This window comes from Pseudomonas sp. SBT1-2, assembly GCF_028640875.1.
Lineage (GTDB): Bacteria > Pseudomonadota > Gammaproteobacteria > Pseudomonadales > Pseudomonadaceae > Aquipseudomonas > Aquipseudomonas chlororaphis_I.
Window position 1 is genome coordinate 52,272 of the sequence record NZ_JAQZAA010000045.1, and the last position, 16,452, is coordinate 68,723.

18 protein-coding genes and 2 riboswitches are annotated in these 16,452 nt (G+C 65.5%); of the genes, 10 read left to right on the forward strand and 8 right to left on the reverse strand.

What is annotated here, in order from left to right; genetic code table 11:
- Positions 1-9 precede the first annotated feature (9 nt).
- From cobM to PVZ78_RS04460, 4 genes are all read right to left on the reverse strand, one after another.
- A complete protein-coding gene (gene cobM, locus PVZ78_RS04445; RefSeq protein ID WP_016705356.1) occupies positions 10-756 on the reverse strand; it encodes a precorrin-4 C(11)-methyltransferase in 747 nt (248 codons plus the stop codon).
- Positions 757-837: 81 nt separating this feature from the next.
- Complete coding sequence (locus PVZ78_RS04450; RefSeq protein ID WP_273828272.1) at positions 838-1,251, reverse strand: cobalamin biosynthesis protein; 414 nt, start codon at positions 1,249-1,251, stop codon at positions 838-840.
- Entirely contained in the window at positions 1,248-1,955 is a 708-nt protein-coding gene (locus PVZ78_RS04455; RefSeq protein ID WP_028682873.1) for a CbtA family protein, read from the reverse strand. Before PVZ78_RS04455 ends, PVZ78_RS04450 begins: the two co-directional genes overlap by 4 nt.
- An 11-nt stretch (positions 1,956-1,966) precedes the next feature.
- Complete coding sequence (locus tag PVZ78_RS04460; RefSeq protein WP_007921866.1) at positions 1,967-2,155, reverse strand: CbtB domain-containing protein; 189 nt, start codon at positions 2,153-2,155, stop codon at positions 1,967-1,969.
- 98 nt (positions 2,156-2,253) lie between these two features.
- A riboswitch (cobalamin riboswitch) is annotated at positions 2,254-2,475 on the reverse strand.
- A gap of 245 nt (positions 2,476-2,720) precedes the next feature.
- Positions 2,721-2,921, forward strand: a riboswitch (cobalamin riboswitch).
- Between the two features lie 96 nt (positions 2,922-3,017).
- Between PVZ78_RS04460 and cobW the strand changes: the two genes are divergently transcribed.
- From cobW to PVZ78_RS04480, 4 genes are all read left to right on the forward strand, one after another.
- A complete protein-coding gene (gene cobW, locus PVZ78_RS04465; protein ID WP_009049660.1) occupies positions 3,018-4,100 on the forward strand; it encodes a cobalamin biosynthesis protein CobW in 1,083 nt (360 codons plus the stop codon).
- Between the two features lie 3 nt (positions 4,101-4,103).
- Positions 4,104-7,877 carry a cobaltochelatase subunit CobN gene (cobN, locus tag PVZ78_RS04470; RefSeq protein WP_273828273.1) on the forward strand — a complete coding sequence of 1,258 codons (3,774 nt, stop codon included), beginning with the start codon at positions 4,104-4,106 and terminating at the stop codon, positions 7,875-7,877.
- A gap of 132 nt (positions 7,878-8,009) precedes the next feature.
- On the forward strand, positions 8,010-9,017 hold the full coding sequence (locus tag PVZ78_RS04475) for an ATP-binding protein (RefSeq protein ID WP_009049658.1): 1,008 nt from the start codon (positions 8,010-8,012) through the stop codon (positions 9,015-9,017).
- Between the two features lie 53 nt (positions 9,018-9,070).
- Positions 9,071-9,673, forward strand: coding sequence for a vWA domain-containing protein (locus PVZ78_RS04480; protein ID WP_177411711.1), 603 nt, complete (start codon positions 9,071-9,073; stop codon positions 9,671-9,673).
- A gap of 57 nt (positions 9,674-9,730) precedes the next feature.
- Here PVZ78_RS04480 and PVZ78_RS04485 read toward each other — a convergent pair whose 3' ends face one another.
- The 4 genes from PVZ78_RS04485 to PVZ78_RS04500 all read right to left on the reverse strand — a co-directional run bounded on the left by PVZ78_RS04485 (position 9,731) and on the right by PVZ78_RS04500 (position 12,486).
- Positions 9,731-10,054 carry a hypothetical protein gene (locus PVZ78_RS04485; RefSeq protein WP_009044456.1) on the reverse strand — a complete coding sequence of 108 codons (324 nt, stop codon included), beginning with the start codon at positions 10,052-10,054 and terminating at the stop codon, positions 9,731-9,733.
- Between the two features lie 196 nt (positions 10,055-10,250).
- Complete coding sequence (locus PVZ78_RS04490) at positions 10,251-10,373, reverse strand: hypothetical protein (RefSeq protein ID WP_016705350.1); 123 nt, start codon at positions 10,371-10,373, stop codon at positions 10,251-10,253.
- 80 nt (positions 10,374-10,453) lie between these two features.
- Positions 10,454-11,992 carry an MFS transporter gene (locus PVZ78_RS04495; RefSeq protein WP_273828274.1) on the reverse strand — a complete coding sequence of 513 codons (1,539 nt, stop codon included), beginning with the start codon at positions 11,990-11,992 and terminating at the stop codon, positions 10,454-10,456.
- Positions 11,989-12,486 (reverse strand): GlcG/HbpS family heme-binding protein, encoded by a 498-nt coding sequence (locus PVZ78_RS04500; protein ID WP_009049655.1) that lies wholly within the window; start codon positions 12,484-12,486, stop codon positions 11,989-11,991. The genes PVZ78_RS04495 and PVZ78_RS04500 overlap by 4 nt, the downstream gene beginning before the upstream one ends.
- A 103-nt stretch (positions 12,487-12,589) precedes the next feature.
- On the opposite strand from PVZ78_RS04500, the gene PVZ78_RS04505 reads away from it, so the two are divergent.
- From PVZ78_RS04505 to PVZ78_RS04530, 6 genes are all read left to right on the forward strand, one after another.
- Entirely contained in the window at positions 12,590-13,462 is an 873-nt protein-coding gene (locus PVZ78_RS04505; RefSeq protein ID WP_273828275.1) for a LysR family transcriptional regulator, read from the forward strand.
- Between the two features lie 140 nt (positions 13,463-13,602).
- Positions 13,603-14,256: a hypothetical protein gene (locus PVZ78_RS04510; RefSeq protein ID WP_273828276.1), complete on the forward strand. Its 654-nt coding sequence runs from the start codon at positions 13,603-13,605 to the stop codon at positions 14,254-14,256.
- Between the two features lie 19 nt (positions 14,257-14,275).
- Positions 14,276-14,668 (forward strand): PAAR domain-containing protein, encoded by a 393-nt coding sequence (locus PVZ78_RS04515; protein WP_273828277.1) that lies wholly within the window; start codon positions 14,276-14,278, stop codon positions 14,666-14,668.
- Between the two features lie 2 nt (positions 14,669-14,670).
- The gene (locus PVZ78_RS04520; RefSeq protein ID WP_273828278.1) at positions 14,671-15,240 is read left to right on the forward strand and encodes a DUF4123 domain-containing protein; all 570 of its coding nucleotides are present in this window, start codon (positions 14,671-14,673) and stop codon (positions 15,238-15,240) included.
- Positions 15,233-15,616 carry a hypothetical protein gene (locus PVZ78_RS04525; protein ID WP_096374730.1) on the forward strand — a complete coding sequence of 128 codons (384 nt, stop codon included), beginning with the start codon at positions 15,233-15,235 and terminating at the stop codon, positions 15,614-15,616. The genes PVZ78_RS04520 and PVZ78_RS04525 overlap by 8 nt, the downstream gene beginning before the upstream one ends.
- A complete protein-coding gene (locus PVZ78_RS04530; RefSeq protein ID WP_269147507.1) occupies positions 15,613-16,452 on the forward strand; it encodes a Tox-REase-5 domain-containing protein in 840 nt (279 codons plus the stop codon). Before PVZ78_RS04525 ends, PVZ78_RS04530 begins: the two co-directional genes overlap by 4 nt.

A 16,452-nucleotide genomic window follows, 5' to 3' on the forward strand; every position in this document is an offset into this window, starting at 1 on the left:
GATAAGGCCTCAAGGCCGATACAAATGCGCATGCCCCGCGCGATACAGCGACGACTCGCTGAAACTGTCCGTGGCCAGCACCCGGCCCACCAGGATCAGCGCCGTGCGCCGAAACCCCTTGGCCTGGACCTTTTCGGCAATGTCCGCCAGCGTGCCCAGCACCCAGTCCTGATCCGGCCAGGTCGCCCGGTGTACCACGGCAATCGGGCAGTCGGCGCCGTAATGGGGCAGCAGCTCGGCGACGATTTTCTGCAGATGGTTGACCCCCAGGTGTACTGCCATGGTGGTGCCGTGGGCGGCCAGGCTGGCGAATGACTCACCGGCGGGCATCGAGGTCTTGTCGGCATAACGGGTCAGGATCACGCTCTGGGCGACGTCCGGCAGGGTCAGTTCGGCCCCCAGCAAGGCCGCGCAGGCCGCGGTGGCGGTCACGCCGGGGATGATTTCGAAGGGGATGCCCAGCTCGCGCAGGCAGCGAATCTGTTCGCCGATGGCGCCGTACAGGCTCGGGTCGCCGGAATGCACCCGGGCCACGTCCTGGCCTTTGGCATGGGCGTCCTTGATCAATTCGATGATCTGTTCCAGATGCAATTCGGCGCTGTTGACCAGCTGTTCGGCACTATGACCCTGGAGCACGGCTTCGGGCACCAGGGAGCCGGCATAGATGATGACCGGGCAGCTGTGGATCAGCCGTTGGCCCTTGACGGTGATCAGTTCCGGGTCGCCGGGACCTGCGCCGATAAAAAAGACGGTCATGGCGTTCTCCTGTGAAAAAAGGGGCGAGGCAACCTCACAGATGAAGATTGCTCATGATCAGCGGCGGGGATTATCGAAGATTTACCCGGAGCAGGCCAAGGCGAGGGTCGCCTGGGCATATTTCTGCCGCGGGACCAGCAGCTTTGCCGGGCCTCGGGCCAGCTGTTCGGCCAGGGCCAGGGCGGCGCTTTCGGCGACGCCGTAGCAGCCGGTGTGCTCGTAGGCGATCTCTGAACGATGGCTGAGTTGCGGCGCATAAGGCGTCAGCTGGCGGCTGCTGAAACAGGTCAGGGGCAGGCCCAGTTGCGCGGCCAGGGCTAGCAGCCCGGGTTCCTCGCGTTTCAGGTCGATGCTGGCCAGCGCCTTGATCTGCCCGAGGTCGATACGGTGGGCGCTCAGGGTCTGGTCGAGCAGGGCGCGCAAGGTCTCCACCGGGCAGCCCCGCTGGCAGCCCAGGCCGACCACCAGGGTCGGCGCTGTGCTGGCAGCCGTCATGCCGAGTACTGATCGTCGCTCTTGCGGCGGAACAGCCAGGCGCTGATCAGGCCCAGGGCCAGCCAGAACGCGGCGTTGGTCAGTTGCGAAGCGATCTTGAACTGCGCTTCCAGTGCTTGCGGCGCGAGCATCGAATGCACTTCCGGCTGTGGCGCGCCGATGAGGTGCGGCACGGCGAGGATGGCCACGCCCAGCACTTTCAGCAACCAGTGGCGCGCGAAGACGACCAGGGCAATGCCGACCGCGGTGGAGGCGGCGGTGCCGACCCACCAGATCTGCCGTTGCCCCAGGTCCGCGGCGGCGGTGCCCGGCAGTTCGGGCGGCAGGCCGAGGGTCGGCGCCAGGCAGAAGGTCGCGTAACCGGCCAGGCCCCAGAGCAGGCCCTGGGAAGTACGGTTCGGCGCACGCAGGGTGTAGAGGCCGGCGAGCATCAGGGCGAAGCCCACTGCGACCACTAGGTTGCCGCCAGTGGTGGACAGCACGCGCTGCCAGCCGTCCTCCGGCTCCCAGGCTTCGGCGTCATGGCTGTGGGCGGCGGTGCCGGCGGCGTGTTCATGCACGTCTTCGTGCTGGGCGGCCGGGGCCTTCTCGTAGGTTTCCGCCTCCAGGATCAGCGGCGCGACCCAGAAGCTTTGCAGCAGGGTCAGCAACAGGGCCGCCAGCAACCCGGTGAAACCCGCGGTTTGCGCGATACGCTTGATCATCTCGGCAGGTCTCAGTGGCAAGGGAAGGCGGCGCTGTGACGGGTATCGTGGGCGGCGTTGTGCACCGCTTCGATATGGGAGAAACCGGCGAAATACACAAGGCACGCACCGAGGATCGAGGCGCCGATGGCGGCGACCAGGCGTTGGCTCAGGGTGGCGGTGCTGCTGCTGGAATGGCTGGTGCTGCTGATGATCGACATGGCGCTTCCCTCTGGTGTGTCAGCGGGTGAATCGAGCGCAGCAAAACCCCGCGAGGCGGGCTCGCGGGGAATTAACAGCGCCCGCCCACCGCGGGTTTGTTATGACTGTGTAGCGGGCCGGTCTCCGGGCTCGCGAGGGGCTGGGCTTGCGCCACACCTGCAAGAATCGCCTTCCCATGCCGGACTGCTGGCACAGTGGATCTGATTCTTCGCTCGCTTACCGTTGCGGGGGCAGCACCGGACTGATCAAGGCTGTTGGCCTGTGACGCACCGGTTTCCCGTTTCACCCTGTGAAGGGCACCCGTAACAAGTTGTGTAGGAGAGCATGGGCGAGGGAGGGGCGTCAATTGGCAAGGGTTCTCGTTTTCGATCGCGATTGGCCTGTCTTCGCGCCGCATGAACATTGACCGCCCCCCAAGCTCTGCGTAGCCTTGCGCTTTCGAGGTTCTTCGGCGTCTGCCGAAGCTAGGTTCTGTACGAAAAGTCGGCGAGCGAAGGTCAGGCAAGGCAAAAACAGGCGAGGAAGCGGAGTGTAGGGGCCTACATGAGCATTCCGAGCCTGTTTTTAACGCAGCATGGCCGAGCGCAGCCACTTGTCGTACAGAACCTAAGAAGGGAACGCGGTCCAAGCCGCGGCTGCCCCCGCAACTGTAACCGGTGATGAACGATGCAAGGCCACTGCCAGGCGGCGGGAAGGCGCATCGTTCGCCAGTCCAACGACCGGCGCACCGCCAGCCAGGAGACCTGCCTCGGACTCGATTCTCACTACAACCGGGCGGGGTGATCCGGTGGCGAACTCTTCCGTGCACCTGCCTGCGCGGTTCTCGTCCCGTATGCCCGCCACCTTGCCAAAGGGCATCCGATGAAAACACTGGCCAAACTTCCCGTCACCATCGTTACCGGCTTCCTCGGCTCGGGCAAAACCACTTTGCTGCGGCATATGCTGGACAACGCCCAGGGCCGCCGCATCGCGGTGATCGTCAACGAGTTCGGCGAGCTGGGCATTGACGGCGAGATCCTCAAGCAGTGCGCCATCGGTTGTACCGAGGAAGAGGCCAGCGGCCGCGTCTACGAGCTGGCCAACGGCTGCCTGTGCTGCACCGTGCAGGAAGAGTTCTTCCCGGTGATGCGCGAGTTGGTGGCCCGTCGCGGCGACCTCGACCATATCCTCATCGAAACCTCCGGCCTGGCCCTGCCCAAACCTTTGGTCCAGGCTTTCCAGTGGCCGGAAATCCGCAGCGCCTGCACCGTCGACGCAGTGATCACCGTGGTCGACAGCCCGGCCGTGGCCGCCGGCACCTTCGCTGCCTTCCCGGACCAGGTGGACGCCCAGCGCAAGCTCGACCCAAACCTCGACCACGAGTCGCCGCTGCACGAGCTGTTCGCCGACCAACTGTCCAGCGCCGACCTGGTGATCCTCAACAAGGCCGACCTGATCAGCCCGGAAGACCTGGCCAAGGTGCGCCTGGAAGTCGCCGAGGAACTGCCGCCGGCGGTGAAAGTCATCGAAGCCAGCAGCGGTCGCCTGCCGCTGGACGTGCTGCTGGGCCTGGGCAAGGGTTCGGAAGAACACATCGACGGCCGCCACAGCCACCACGATCACCACCATAACGGTGACGCTGCTGTTGAGGGAGAGCATGACGACCACGATCACGACGCCTTCGATTCCATCTCCATCGAGCTGCCACAGGCCGACGAAAGCCTGCTGCTGGACGCCCTGACCCAACTGGTGGTGCAGCACGGCATCCTGCGGGTCAAGGGTTTCGCGGCGATCCCCAACAAGCCGATGCGCCTGTTGATCCAGGGTGTGGGCACGCGCTTCGACAAGCACTTCGACCGCCAGTGGGGCGCCAATGAAGCCCGCACCACGCGCCTGGTGCTGATCGGCCAGGAACTGGACGCGACCCTGCTCGAAGCGCAATTGCGCGCCGCGCTCAGCGTGTAAGCCATGCACCTGCTCAGGACCCAGCCCGGCGGTTTCGTGTCGGATGACAATATTGCCGACCTGGGACAAACCCCCGCCGAGCTGGTGATCCTGTGCAGCGGCGACTCCAGCCTGGCGCTGCTGGCCGAAGCGGCGCAGCAGCTGCCGGACGACTACCCGAGCTTTCGCCTGGCCAACCCGATGCAGGTGCAGAACCATGCCTCGGTCGACCTGTATGTCGACCAGGTGCTGCGCCACGCCAAGGTGATCCTGATTTCCCTGCACGGTGGCATCGCCTATTGGCGTTATGGCATCGAGCAACTGGTGCAGCTGGCGCAACGCGGCGTGCAGCTGATCCTGGTGCCGGGCGACGATCGCCCGGACCCGGAGCTGAGCGACCTGAGCACGGTGCCCGCCGCCGACCGCGAGCGCCTCTGGCACTTCCTGCGCCAGGGCGGCATGGGCAATGCGCTGAACCTGTACCGCTGCCTGGCCAGTGGCTGGCTGGGGCGCGATTACCCTTGGTCCGAGCCGCAGACCCTGCCGCGCACGGCGATCTACCACCCGAACAGAAGCAGCGCTGCCCTCAGCGACTGGCAAGCCGACTGGCGGGCCGGCCAGCCGGTGGCGGCGCTGCTGTTCTACCGTTCGCATTTGCAGGCGGCCAACACCGCCTTTATCGATGAGTTCTGCCGGCGCTTGCAGGCGGCCGGCCTGAACCCGCTGCCGATCGCCCTGGCCAGCCTGAAAGAACCCGGTTGCCTGACGGTGGTCGAGGAGCTGCTGGATGAGGTGCAGGCGGCGGTGATTCTCAACACCACCGGTTTTGCCCAGTCCAGCCCGGAGGCGCCGCACCTGCGGCCGTTCCGCCGCAATATCCCGGTGATCCAGGCCATCTGCGCCCAGGACAACGAGCCCGGCTGGCGCGCCAGCGAGCAGGGCCTGGGCCCGCGGGACCTGGCGATGCACATTGCCTTGCCGGAACTGGACGGGCGCATCATCAGCCGCCCCATCAGCTTCAAGGACCTGGCCTGGCGCAGCGAGCGCAGCCAGTCGGATGTGGTCTGCTACCGCTCGGCCCCCGAGCGCATGGATTTTGTCGCCGAACTGGCGCGGCGTTGGGTCGATCTGGCCCGGCTGCCCAATGGCGAAAAACGCATCGCGCTGATTCTTGCCAACTACCCGACCCGCGACGGCCGCATCGGCAACGGCGTGGGCCTGGACACGCCGGCGGCGGCGCTGAATATCCTGCGTGCCCTGCAAGCCGAGGGTTACCCACTGCCGGCCGAGTTGCCGGACAGCGGTACGGCGCTGATCCAGCAATTGCTCGGCGGGGTCAGCAACGACCTGGACAGCCTCGACCTGCGTCCGTGCCAGCAAAGCCTGGCGCTGGACGAGTACCAGGCCATGTTTAACGTGCTGCCCGAAGCCAATCGCCTGGCGGTGCTCGAACGCTGGGGCGGGCCACAAAATGATCCGATGTTCCGCAGCGGGCGGCTGATGATCGCCGGCCTGCGTTTTGGCCTGACCTTCGTCGGCATCCAGCCGGCACGTGGCTATCAGGTCGACCCGAGCGCGGTCTATCACGACCCGGACCTGGTGCCGCCCCACGCGTACCTGGCGTTCTACTTCTGGCTGCGCCAGACCTACGGCGCCCACGGGCTGATCCATGTCGGCAAGCACGGCAACCTGGAATGGCTGCCGGGCAAGGGCGTCGGCCTGTCCGAAAGCTGCTGGCCGGATGTGCTGCTGGGGCCGCTGCCGAATATCTATCCGTTTATCGTCAACGACCCGGGCGAGGGTGCCCAGGCCAAGCGCCGGACCCAGGCGGTGATCATCGATCACCTGATGCCGCCGCTGACCCGCGCCGAAACCTACGGCCCGCTGCGCGACCTGGAACTGCTGGCCGACGAGTACTACGAAGCGCAACTGCTCGATCCGCGCCGCGCCCGCGAGTTGCAGAAGGACATTCTCAAGCTGGTGCGGGTGACCCGGATCGACCGCGAACTGCAACTGGACGGGCCGCTCGATAGCGAGGCTGACGCCGCGCTCTGGCTGCCACGGCTGGATACCTACCTGTGCGACCTGAAGGAATCGCAGATCCGCGACGGCCTGCATGTGTTCGGCGAATCGCCGGTGGGCCGCCTGCGCATCGACACCTTGCTGGCCTTGCTGCGCATTCCTCGTGGCGATGGCCGGGGCGCGCAGTCGAGCCTGTTGCGGGCCCTGGCCAAGGCCTTCGAGCTGGGGTTCGATCCACTGGATTGCGCCCTGGCCGAACCCTGGAGCGGTCGCCGGCCACAGGTCTTGCAGGATATCAGCGAGCAGCTGTGGCGCACTGCCGGCGATACCCGCGAACGCCTGGAGCTGTTCGCCGGGCAGTTGATCGAAGCCGCGTTGTCGGACGAAGTCGAGCAACTGAACGAGCCCGGCTGGAGCGAGGTCAAGGCGATCATCGACAGCCTGCGCGAGGTGGTGGCGCCGCGCCTGGATGCCTGCGGCCCGGCGGAAATGCGCGGCTTGCTGGATGCCCTGGGCGGGCGTTTCGTACCGGCCGGGCCCAGCGGCGCACCGAGTCGCGGACGCCTGGACGTGCTGCCCACCGGGCGCAATTTCTATTCGGTGGACGTGCGTAACCTGCCGACCACCACCGCCTGGCGCATCGGTTTCCAGTCGGCCAACCTGATCCTCGAACGGCACTTGCAGGACCATGGCGACCACCTGCGCCAGCTCGGCCTGTCGGTGTGGGGCACGGCGACCATGCGCACCGGCGGCGACGATATCGCCCAGGCCATGGCGCTGATGGGCGTGCGTCCGGTGTGGGCCACCGGCAGCCAGCGGGTCGATGACTTCGAGATCCTGCCGCTGAGTCTGCTGGACCGCCCGCGGGTGGACGTGACCCTGCGGGTGTCCGGGTTCTTCCGCGATGCCTTCGCCAACCTGATCCGCCTGTTCGACGCCGCCGTGCAGGCGGTGGCCGCGCTGGACGAGCCGGACGACCTCAACCCGCTGGCGGCCAAGGTCCGCGCCGAGCGCGAAGCGCTGCTGCAGTCCGGCCTGGATGCCGAGGCCGCGCAGCGCCAGGCCGGCTGGCGGATCTTCGGCGCCAAGCCCGGGGCCTATGGCGCGGGCGTGCAGGGGGCTATCGACGGTCGCCTGTGGCAGAGCCGCGAGGACCTGGCCGAGGTCTACCTGAACTGGGGCGGCTACGCCTATGGCGGCGCCGATGAAGGCACCGCGGCCCGTGGCCAGTTTGCCCAGCGCCTGAGCCAGGTGCAGGCGGTGCTGCAGAACCAGGACAATCGCGAACACGATCTGCTGGATTCCAACGACTACTACCAGTTCCAGGGCGGCATGCTCGCCGCCGTGGAAAGCCTCAGTGGCGAAAAGGCCGCCAGCTACCATGGCGACCACAGCCAGCCGGACCTGCCGAAAATCCGCAGCCTCAAGGAAGAGCTGAATCGGGTGATCCGCTCCCGCGCGGCCAACCCGAAATGGATCGCAGGGGTGAAGCGCCACGGCTACAAGGGTGCCTTTGAAATGGCCGCCACCCTGGATAATCTGTTCGCCTTCGACGCCACCACCCAGTTGATCGACGATCACCAGTACGCCTTGCTGGCCGACGCCTATCTGCTGGACCCGGCGACCCGCGAATTCATCCAGCAGCACAACCCCCATGCGTTACGCGATATGACCGAGCGCCTGCTCGAGGCCCAGCAGCGCGGGATGTGGCAGGAGCCCGGTGAGTACCGCGAGGCCCTGGAAAACCTGCTGCTGGATATAGAAGAAGATGGCTGACGTGCCCGAGGACTGCGTCCTCGATCGCGGGCAAGCCTCGCTCCTACAGAAGCGTGATTACCTGTAGGAGCGAGCTTGCTCGCGATAACGATCTGGCCAACGACACCCGACTCGACCCAACCGAGAACCGACATGAGCGATACCCCACATTTCCCGCTGTCCGCCGTGGTCGGCGCCGATGACCTGAAACTGGCGCTGTGCCTGACGGCCATCGACCCGAAAATCGGCGGGGTGTTGATCGAGGGGCCGCGGGGCATGGCCAAGTCGACCCTGGCCCGCGGCCTGGCGGACCTGCTGGCGAGCGGGCAGTTCGTCACCTTGCCCCTGGGCGCGACCGAGGAACGCCTGGTCGGCACCCTGGACCTGGACGCGGCCCTGGGCGAAGGCCGGGCGCAGTTTTCCCCGGGGGTGCTGGCAAAGGCCGATGGCGGGGTGCTCTATGTCGACGAGGTGAACCTGCTGCCGGACCATCTGGTGGACCTGCTGCTGGACGTGGCCGCCAGCGGCACCAACCTGATCGAGCGCGACGGTATTTCCCACCGGCATTCGGCCAGGTTCGTGCTGATCGGCACCATGAACCCGGAAGAGGGCGAACTGCGTCCACAACTGCTGGACCGCTTTGGCCTGAATGTGGCCCTGAGCGGCCAGACGCTGCCCATTGAACGGGGCCAGATCATTCGCCGGCGGCTGGATTTCGACAGTGATCCCCAGGGCTTCTGCCAGCAGTGGGCTGCCGAGCAGGAGGCCCTGCGCCAGCGCTGCCAGCAGGCGCGGGGGTTGCTGGCGGAGATTGCCCTGGACGATCAGGCGCTGGAGCGGATCACCGAACGCTGTTTCGCCGCGGGCGTCGACGGCCTGCGCGCGGACCTGGTCTGGCTGCGTGCCGCCCGCGCCCATGCGGCCTGGCGCGGTGCCCGGGCCATCGAGGAGCAGGACATAGACGCGGTGGCCGAATTCGCCCTGCGCCACCGCCGTCGTGACAACCCGCCGAGCGCGGCCCATCAGCCGCAGCCCTCTCAAGCACCAGCCCCGGCCCAATCCAGCCCCGCCGAGGGCCAGGGCCAATGGGGCGAGCTGCCGGCCCAGGCGCTGGCCACCGGCGCTCGCCGTGAAGTGCCGAGCTGGCCAAAAAAGCCCTAGGCATTCGCCCCCGGTCCGACGCGGGGACGAATGCCAAACCCCGCGCCGGGCGGTTGGACCAGGGCAGGCAAGGCCGCGCGCGGGCGGCCGTCCAGGGTTCGATCAACTGGCCAGGCACCTTGCTCAACGGCCGGCCCCGCCAGCGCGACGACCTGTTGTGGCACCTGCGCGGCCGTTCGCCCCATGAACTGTGGCTGGTAATCGTCGATGCATCGGCCTCGACCCGCCGCCACCAGGCGCTGAGCGATGCCAAGGGCCTGCTGGCCCAGCTGTTCGACGATGCCTACCGACAGCGCGCACGCCTGGCCTTGCTGACCGCCAGCGGCCGCGCGCCGAACTGGCAGGTGCAGGGGCTGAAGGCCTCGAAGGATTTGCGCGACTGGCTCGACGGGCTGGGCGCGGGCGGCGGCACACCGTTGCTGGCGGCCTTGGCCGAGGCGGGGCAATGGCTGGTTTCGCGGCAGAAGCGCTATCCGGCCGAACAGCAGCGGGTACTGTTGCTCACCGACGGCCGGCTCAAGACCCTGCCGCCCTTGGCGCACCTCGGTTGCCCAACCCTGTTGATCGATATCGAACGCGGGCCGATCCGCCTCGGCCGCGCTCGCGAGCTGGCGCAGCAACTGGATGCGCAGTACCGGCATATCGATGGGGTGTGATGGGGGTGAGGGCAGTCCGGCCATGAGCCGGTCGACGACTGCCCCCGGATCAGCGCTTCAGCCGCCGAAAGGAGCGGAACGGATGGCTTCGCCTTTCCTGGCGCAGGAAGGCGGGTTGGTCATGCCCAGTGTGAGCAGGTTGCCGCCGTTGATGATGCAGTTGAACTCCTTGTTGTCGTTGGTTTTCAAGGCCACGTAGGTGTTGGTGCCTTCGGTGCGACGGCTGACGATGCTGACGTCCGAGGGCGCATAACCCAGGGCGCCGCTGGTCTGGGATTTGATCTGTTCATCGCTCAGGGTATTGGTCTTGCCGGCAATGGAGTTGCAACCGGCGAGTCCGAGGGTGAGGGCGCAAGCCAGGGCAAGGGGGACGACTCTCATGTGTTACTCCTTATTATTAGGGGGGAGGTCCGCCAAGAATCCTAGCAGCGGCGTATTTTTTTGCTGGCTGCGCTGCTGGTTTTTTGCGATCCGCTGCGCGAATTGAGCATTACCAGCCGACGGACGGATGCGTTTGCTCGGGTGCCCCGTCCTTTCACTCGAGAGCGTCCCCTCGCTTGCGCCCTTGCATCGGCTATTACCAGGCCATTTCCTGTCGGTACTGGCGCGTGCGCCCGCTGCTGTTCAACTGGTCGAGCAGCAACACCTGCCAGGGGCGTACTTGAAGTTTGCGCGCCCGCCCGCGACTCAGGCGATGCATTTGCAGGCGGACGATGGTTATGGGGCCTGGTCATGGCCACCGAACGATTTCAGTGGCCATATGACGAGTCCCACCTGATTTCACTCCACGCTCAGCGTCAACGGCCGCGGCTGCGGGATGGGGTTGCGCATCAACGTACCGACCGTTACCGCCGCGAGCAGCGCCAGGAGCCCGGCGACCCAGAGCACTACGCCGAAGCCGTCGACGAAGGCCTGGCGGGCCAGTGGCTCTACCAGCCCTTTCGCGGAGTCGGGCAGCAGTGCCAGGGCCGCGGGCATGTCGCCGGCCACCACCCGTGAGGCGATGGCCTGGGCCTGGTCGAGCCATGGCGTGGCGCTCTTGCCCAGGCTGACGTGCAGGCGTTGCTGGGTATGGCTGCCGAGCAGGGCGCCGAACACGCCGATGGCCAGCATGATGGCGCTGAAGCGCATGGTGGTGCTCAGGCCCGAGGCCATGCCGGCGCGGTCGCGGGGCACACAGGCCATGATGTTTTTCTGCGTGTCGCCATTGAGCAGGCCGGCACCGGCGCCGGTCACCGCGATGGCCAGGGCAAAGTTCAGGTAGCCGCCAGCCTGCACGGCCCAGGCCGCGAGCAGGTTGCCGCAGCCGACCAGGGTCAGGCCGGCGGCCATCAGGGTCGCCGGGGCATAACGCGTCGCCAGGCGCACGCCGATGCGCGGACAGATCAGCATGGTCAGGGCAAATGGCAGCATGCCCAGCCCCGAGGCGATGGCCGAGAAGCCCAGGCCGTTCTGCAGGTAGAAGGGCAGCAGGGTCATCATCACCTGGGCGCAGCCGGCGTAGGCGAACATCCCCAGCAGGGCACCGATAAAGCGCGGATGGCGGAACAGCTGCAGGTCGACCATGGGCCGGCGCTGCACCCGTTCGATCAGCACGAACAATCCGAGCAGCGCCACGCCGGCCAACAGCCGGGTGTAGGTCAGCGGGTGGTTCCAGCCGATGCGATTGGCTTCGATCAGGCCCCAGATCAGGCACAGCAGGCTGGCGCTGAAGGCCAGGCTGCCCCAGGGATCGAGGCGCGCGGCCTGGGTATCGCGGGACTCCGGTATCGCGCGCCACACCATCAGCACCAGCAGCCCGCCCACCGGCAGGTTGAGGTAGAAAATCCAGCGCCAGCCGATGGACTCGGTGATCAGGCCGCCAACGGTTGGCGCGGCGGTCATCGCCACGCCCATGCAGGCCCCCCAGAACGCCCAGGCCTTGGCCCGTTCGACCTCGTCATGGAAGGTGTGGCCGATGGTGGCCAGGGCCGAGGTCAGCAGCAGCGCCGCGCCGACGCCCTTGATCGCCCGGGCGATGTCGAGCAACAGCACGTTGGGCGCGGCGCCACAGCCGAGCGAGGCGAGGATGAACAGCCCGAGGCCACAGAGCAGGGTGCGCTTGCGCCCGAAGCGGTCGGCCAGGCTGCCGGCCGGCAGCAGCAGGGCGGCGAAGGCCAGCATGTAGGCGCTGACCACCCACTCGATATCGGCGAAGTTGGCCCCCAGGTCGCGGGCGATGCTCGGAAGGGTCACCGCGACTATGTTGGTGTCGAGCACGATTAGCGAACACACCCCGGACGCGGTAAGCAGGGTCAGGCGCGGGCTGGCTGGCCTCATGGCTGCACCCGTTGATCCAGCGCGGCGAGGGCGGCCTGGGCGATTTCATCGTCGTGGGCCGGGGTGTCGGCGCTGATGCCGATGGCGCCGATCACCTGGCCGTCGACGCGGATCGGCTGCGCGCCTTTCATCATCAGCAGGCCCGAAGTGATGGCCGCCTGGCGCCCGCCGTTGATGGCGTTTTCCAGGTCGCCGGAAGGGCGCTTGAACAATGCCGAAGTCCGCGCCTTGCCCTGGGCCAGCTCGATGCCGGCCACCACCGGCGCCCCGTCCATGCGCGCGCTGAGGATCGGCCAGCCGCCGTCGTCGACGATTGCCACGGCGCAGGGCCAGCCCTTGGCCGTGGCGGTTTCCTGGGCGGCGTTGAGCAGTTGCTGGGCGGTGGCGAAATTGAGGATTGCCTTCTGGGCAACGTCGGCGTTTTTCTCGGCGGCGAAAGTCGCGGGCACGCTGCAGCAAGTGATCAGGGCCAGAAACAGAGGTTTGACGTGCATGGCTTAGGCTCTCTACTGTAAAGGTCCAGCCAGCTTATCCCGGGCTTTCGCCCGCTCTGTTAGGCGCGCTGGAGCACTTCATTACCTTTGAGCTAACGCACTTATGGAAATCCGTCATTTCCGCTATTTCCTGGCGGTGGCCCGGCAACGCAATTTCACCCGCGCCGCCGAACAGCTGGGCATCGCGCCGCCGACCCTGAGCCGGCAGATCCAGGACATGGAGCAGGCCCTGGGCGCCCGTTTGTTCGTGCGCCAGCAGCGCGAGGTCAGCCTGACCGAGGCTGGCGCCGCCCTGGTGCGCGAGGCCGAAGCCACGGTGCGCCAGTTCGAGTTTGCGCAACGTAACGCCCAGCGCGCCGGGCGCGGCGAGATCGGCCATATCGAGTTGGGCTACGTGGCCTCGGCGGTGTATTCGGGGCTGTTGCAAAAACAGGTGCAGCGCTTCAGCCAGGACTGCCCGGACGTCAGCCTGAGCGTGCGCGAAAGCCCGATGGCGGCGTTGCCGGCCCTGGTGGCCGAGGGACGCTTCGACATCGGCTACATCCGCTCGCCCATGACCCTGCCCGAAGGGGTCGAGGCGGTCCGCCTGGATGCCGAAGGTTTTGTCCTGGCGCTGCCCGCCGAGTCCTGGCTGGGACGCTTGCCGGAGATCGCCCCGGCCCATCTGCACAACGAGACTTTCGTGCTTCCGGAGCAGATCAGCGGCACCTTGCAGGTCGCGGCCGAGGGCGGCTATGCGCCGAAACTGGGGCCGCAGCCCGGCGGCCTGGTGGCGGTGCTGGCCCTGGTCTCCCTGGGTCAGGGCGTGGCCGTGGTGCCGGAGTCGGTGGTCGGGCACGTGGGGTTGCCCAATGTGTTGTACCGGCCGATCCAGGGCAGCGCGGCGTCGTCCTGGCTGTCGCTGATCCACCGCCGCTTCGAAAAGGCGCCCGCGGTGGCGCGGTATATCGAGCAGGTCAGAGGCCAATGCTCTTGAAATTTTTTGTAAAGAATTCGTCGGGGCCCGTGGGCACAAGGCTTTGAGCGCAACTGCGCAACTTCTTGCGCAATTCATCGTTGCTAGAGTGGCGGACTCAATGGAGCGACCGACAGATCGCGCTGCTTGGAGGAAGCAGGATGGTTCGATTTCAAGGACTGAGATCCTCAATTCGTCTTTATGGCTTGGTCACCGTCACAGGCATTCACGATCATCTTGCCCTGGATCCGGTGCAGATAAACTGTGTCGGCGACCCTGATGCACCCATCGTTCGAGTGTTCATTTCCCGGTTGGATGCGGAGATCTACCTGCGTTCTTCCCATCTGCGCCACTATCGTGTGGTGCCACTTCGGCTGTTCGATCCTACCCAGCTTCTCAGCCACGCCGATGGCTGGCTGAAACTCAATATCTGCCTGGGTTTCGCGGCTCAGGGCGACTGCCTCCTCAGCACCGATCAACAGGAAATGATTCCGGTCGGGCTGACTGCCTGGACCCGGCCCTTCCTGGATGACCAGGGTTACTACCTGCAATGGTCGGATACGGAATTACCCGAGTACCTGCTGAATGCCTATAAAAGTGTTGGCGTACCGGACTACAACCGGCAGCTCAACGAACTGGATGACTGGGCGCCAGCCGCCATGGAGCGGATTGTTGCTGATGCGCTTCAGATGTCGCCCCCCGTCAAGGCTCCCGGTTCGATGGCCAGCCAGCTTGCATTATTCGATGTGGAGGATGCCTGTTGGCGCTTTGGCCTCTTCCAGATCGATGGCGTAGGGACAACATGCAATACCTAACGGATGAAGGAGATTGCCAATGAGTGGAAAACCTGCGGCCCGTGTCACGGATATGACCGCTTGCCCATTGCCCGGGCACGCCAGCAACCCGATTGTCTCGGGTTCGCCTGACGTATTGTTCGATGGGCTCAGTGCAGCGCGGATGACGGACACCACGGCCTGTGGCAGTGCCCTGGTCAGTGGCGTGGTTGCCAATGTGCTGATCAATGGATTGCCGGTCGCGACCCTGGGGACGACGGGCAACCACGGGAATGTGGTGGTGAGCGGATCGGGAAGCGTGATCATCGGGCAGCAGGTCAGCGCTGCTGCGGTCGCTTCAGTGGTCAAGATTCCCGGGCTTTGCCTGCCGTGCCTGTTGGCGGCGGCACAGCGCAATGAAACCTTTGTCCCGCTGCAGAGCCTGGGGAACTGACCATGAGTGCTTCAGGCAATGGACGCCGACCTGATCCGAATGTTCTGCAATTTCGCACCCATATCCGTCATTGCCTGGAACAGCATCCTGAAACCCGGCTCTATGTGCTGGTGGATGGCGCCCGTTACATGACCCTGGAGAATCGCCTGGACGCGGCCGGGGCGGCGATCCGCGTCGAGTGGTTGCTGGCCGCTACCGAACTGGACGAAATCAGCCGTGGCGGGCCGGCACTGGTGGAGTTCGTAGGGGATAGCGCAGAGGCCACGCAACTGCTCGACTGGCTGATCGAGCGGGACCAGAAGTCGCCGCTGGTTTCGTGGCTGTGGAGCGAGCGCTCTTTCGAGGCATTGAGCAACCACCTCAAATCCCATTTGTTCACCCGCCTGCCGGATGGCCGGAGGGCGCTGTTTCGTTATTACAACCCGATCGTCCGGCGTGGCCTGGAGGCTGTCCTGGACAGTGAGCAGCGAATGGCCCTGATGTTGCCGCTCGATCGCTGGCAGATCTGGCAGCCACTGGTGCTGGCGTACCAGACGTACTATCGGGTCGGGCAGGAGGCTCGCCATGCTTGAGTTGACGGCAGACCAGCTGAAAGCGCTGGAACAGGTTCGGCAAAATGAGGTGATCGAGAAGATCATGCTCGAGATACGCCAGTACAATCCTCAGTGGCTTGAGCAGAAAGGGCAGTGGCAGACCATCCAGTACCTCAAGGACTACCGGGAAAAAGCCTGGGCCCTGCAAATCGAAGAGCCTGATACGGTTGAGAGCTTCATGCGCTTTGGCCTGCAATTTCCCGGTTTCGAAGAAACACCCGGATTTATCCGGTGGATGAAAAGGCCGGTAAACGACACCCCGGAGCAGCGTTTTCACGATTATGAAAGCGTCATGGATTTCGTCCAGGGGCAACGGGCCTGGCGGGCCGCACTCAAGACAGGGATGCCTGAATGACCAGTTTTATTTCCGGATCCGTCGCCCAACTGGCGCCTCCCATCAGCGGCGGGTTGCGTATGCCGTTGCCTCGCACCGGGCCGAGGCTGCCCTTCGATATACCCATGCCCGCGCCGACCCGGTTACCGATGCCGCCGCCCCGGCCGTCGCCGGTGCCACCGCCACCGCCGGAAGTGGTGCCCCGGCCGCTACCGCCCCCAAGGCCCATGCCGCAACCGATGCCGTTGCCCAAGCCCGAGGCCTTGCCCAAGACGGATGCGCCGGCCAGGACCCGGGACCGGACCCAGGAGGCCGAACGGGACTGCAAACGGCAGAAGAAGGACTGCGTGAAATGCCCTCCCGAAGACGGGCATATGTACATTCCCGTCAATGGCAAGGGGCACAGCATGAGCGACCTGTCGAGCCGCTACCAGCAGTGGGTGACCAACTTCCCGTTTCCCTGGGAGTGGCTGTGGAGTGGTACCGATTGGGATGGTTTTGTGAAAAACCGCTGTACCTTGCAAGAAGCCAAGGCCAACTACGAATTCTTCATCTTCCTCGGTTTCAAGTATCCGAAGGCTGCCAAGAACGTTGAGAAGGACCTGATCGTGAAGGCGTTCAAGCAGGCAGACAAGGCCAAGCCCAGCCCGCCGGTGATGCTCGAGTGGCATTTTCTTCAGCGGGTGGTTTACGAGTATTGCTCCGAGAAATACGAGGAGGGTGGGCTCACCAACCTGAAGGCTTATTGGAACCCGATGCCCGGCACCAAGGAGCATGAGGAGTACCAGAAAGTGCGTCGCCAGGAGGAAAAGGAGCTGGAAGAGTTCTACAAGCAAAACCCAGACTTAATGGCCTGA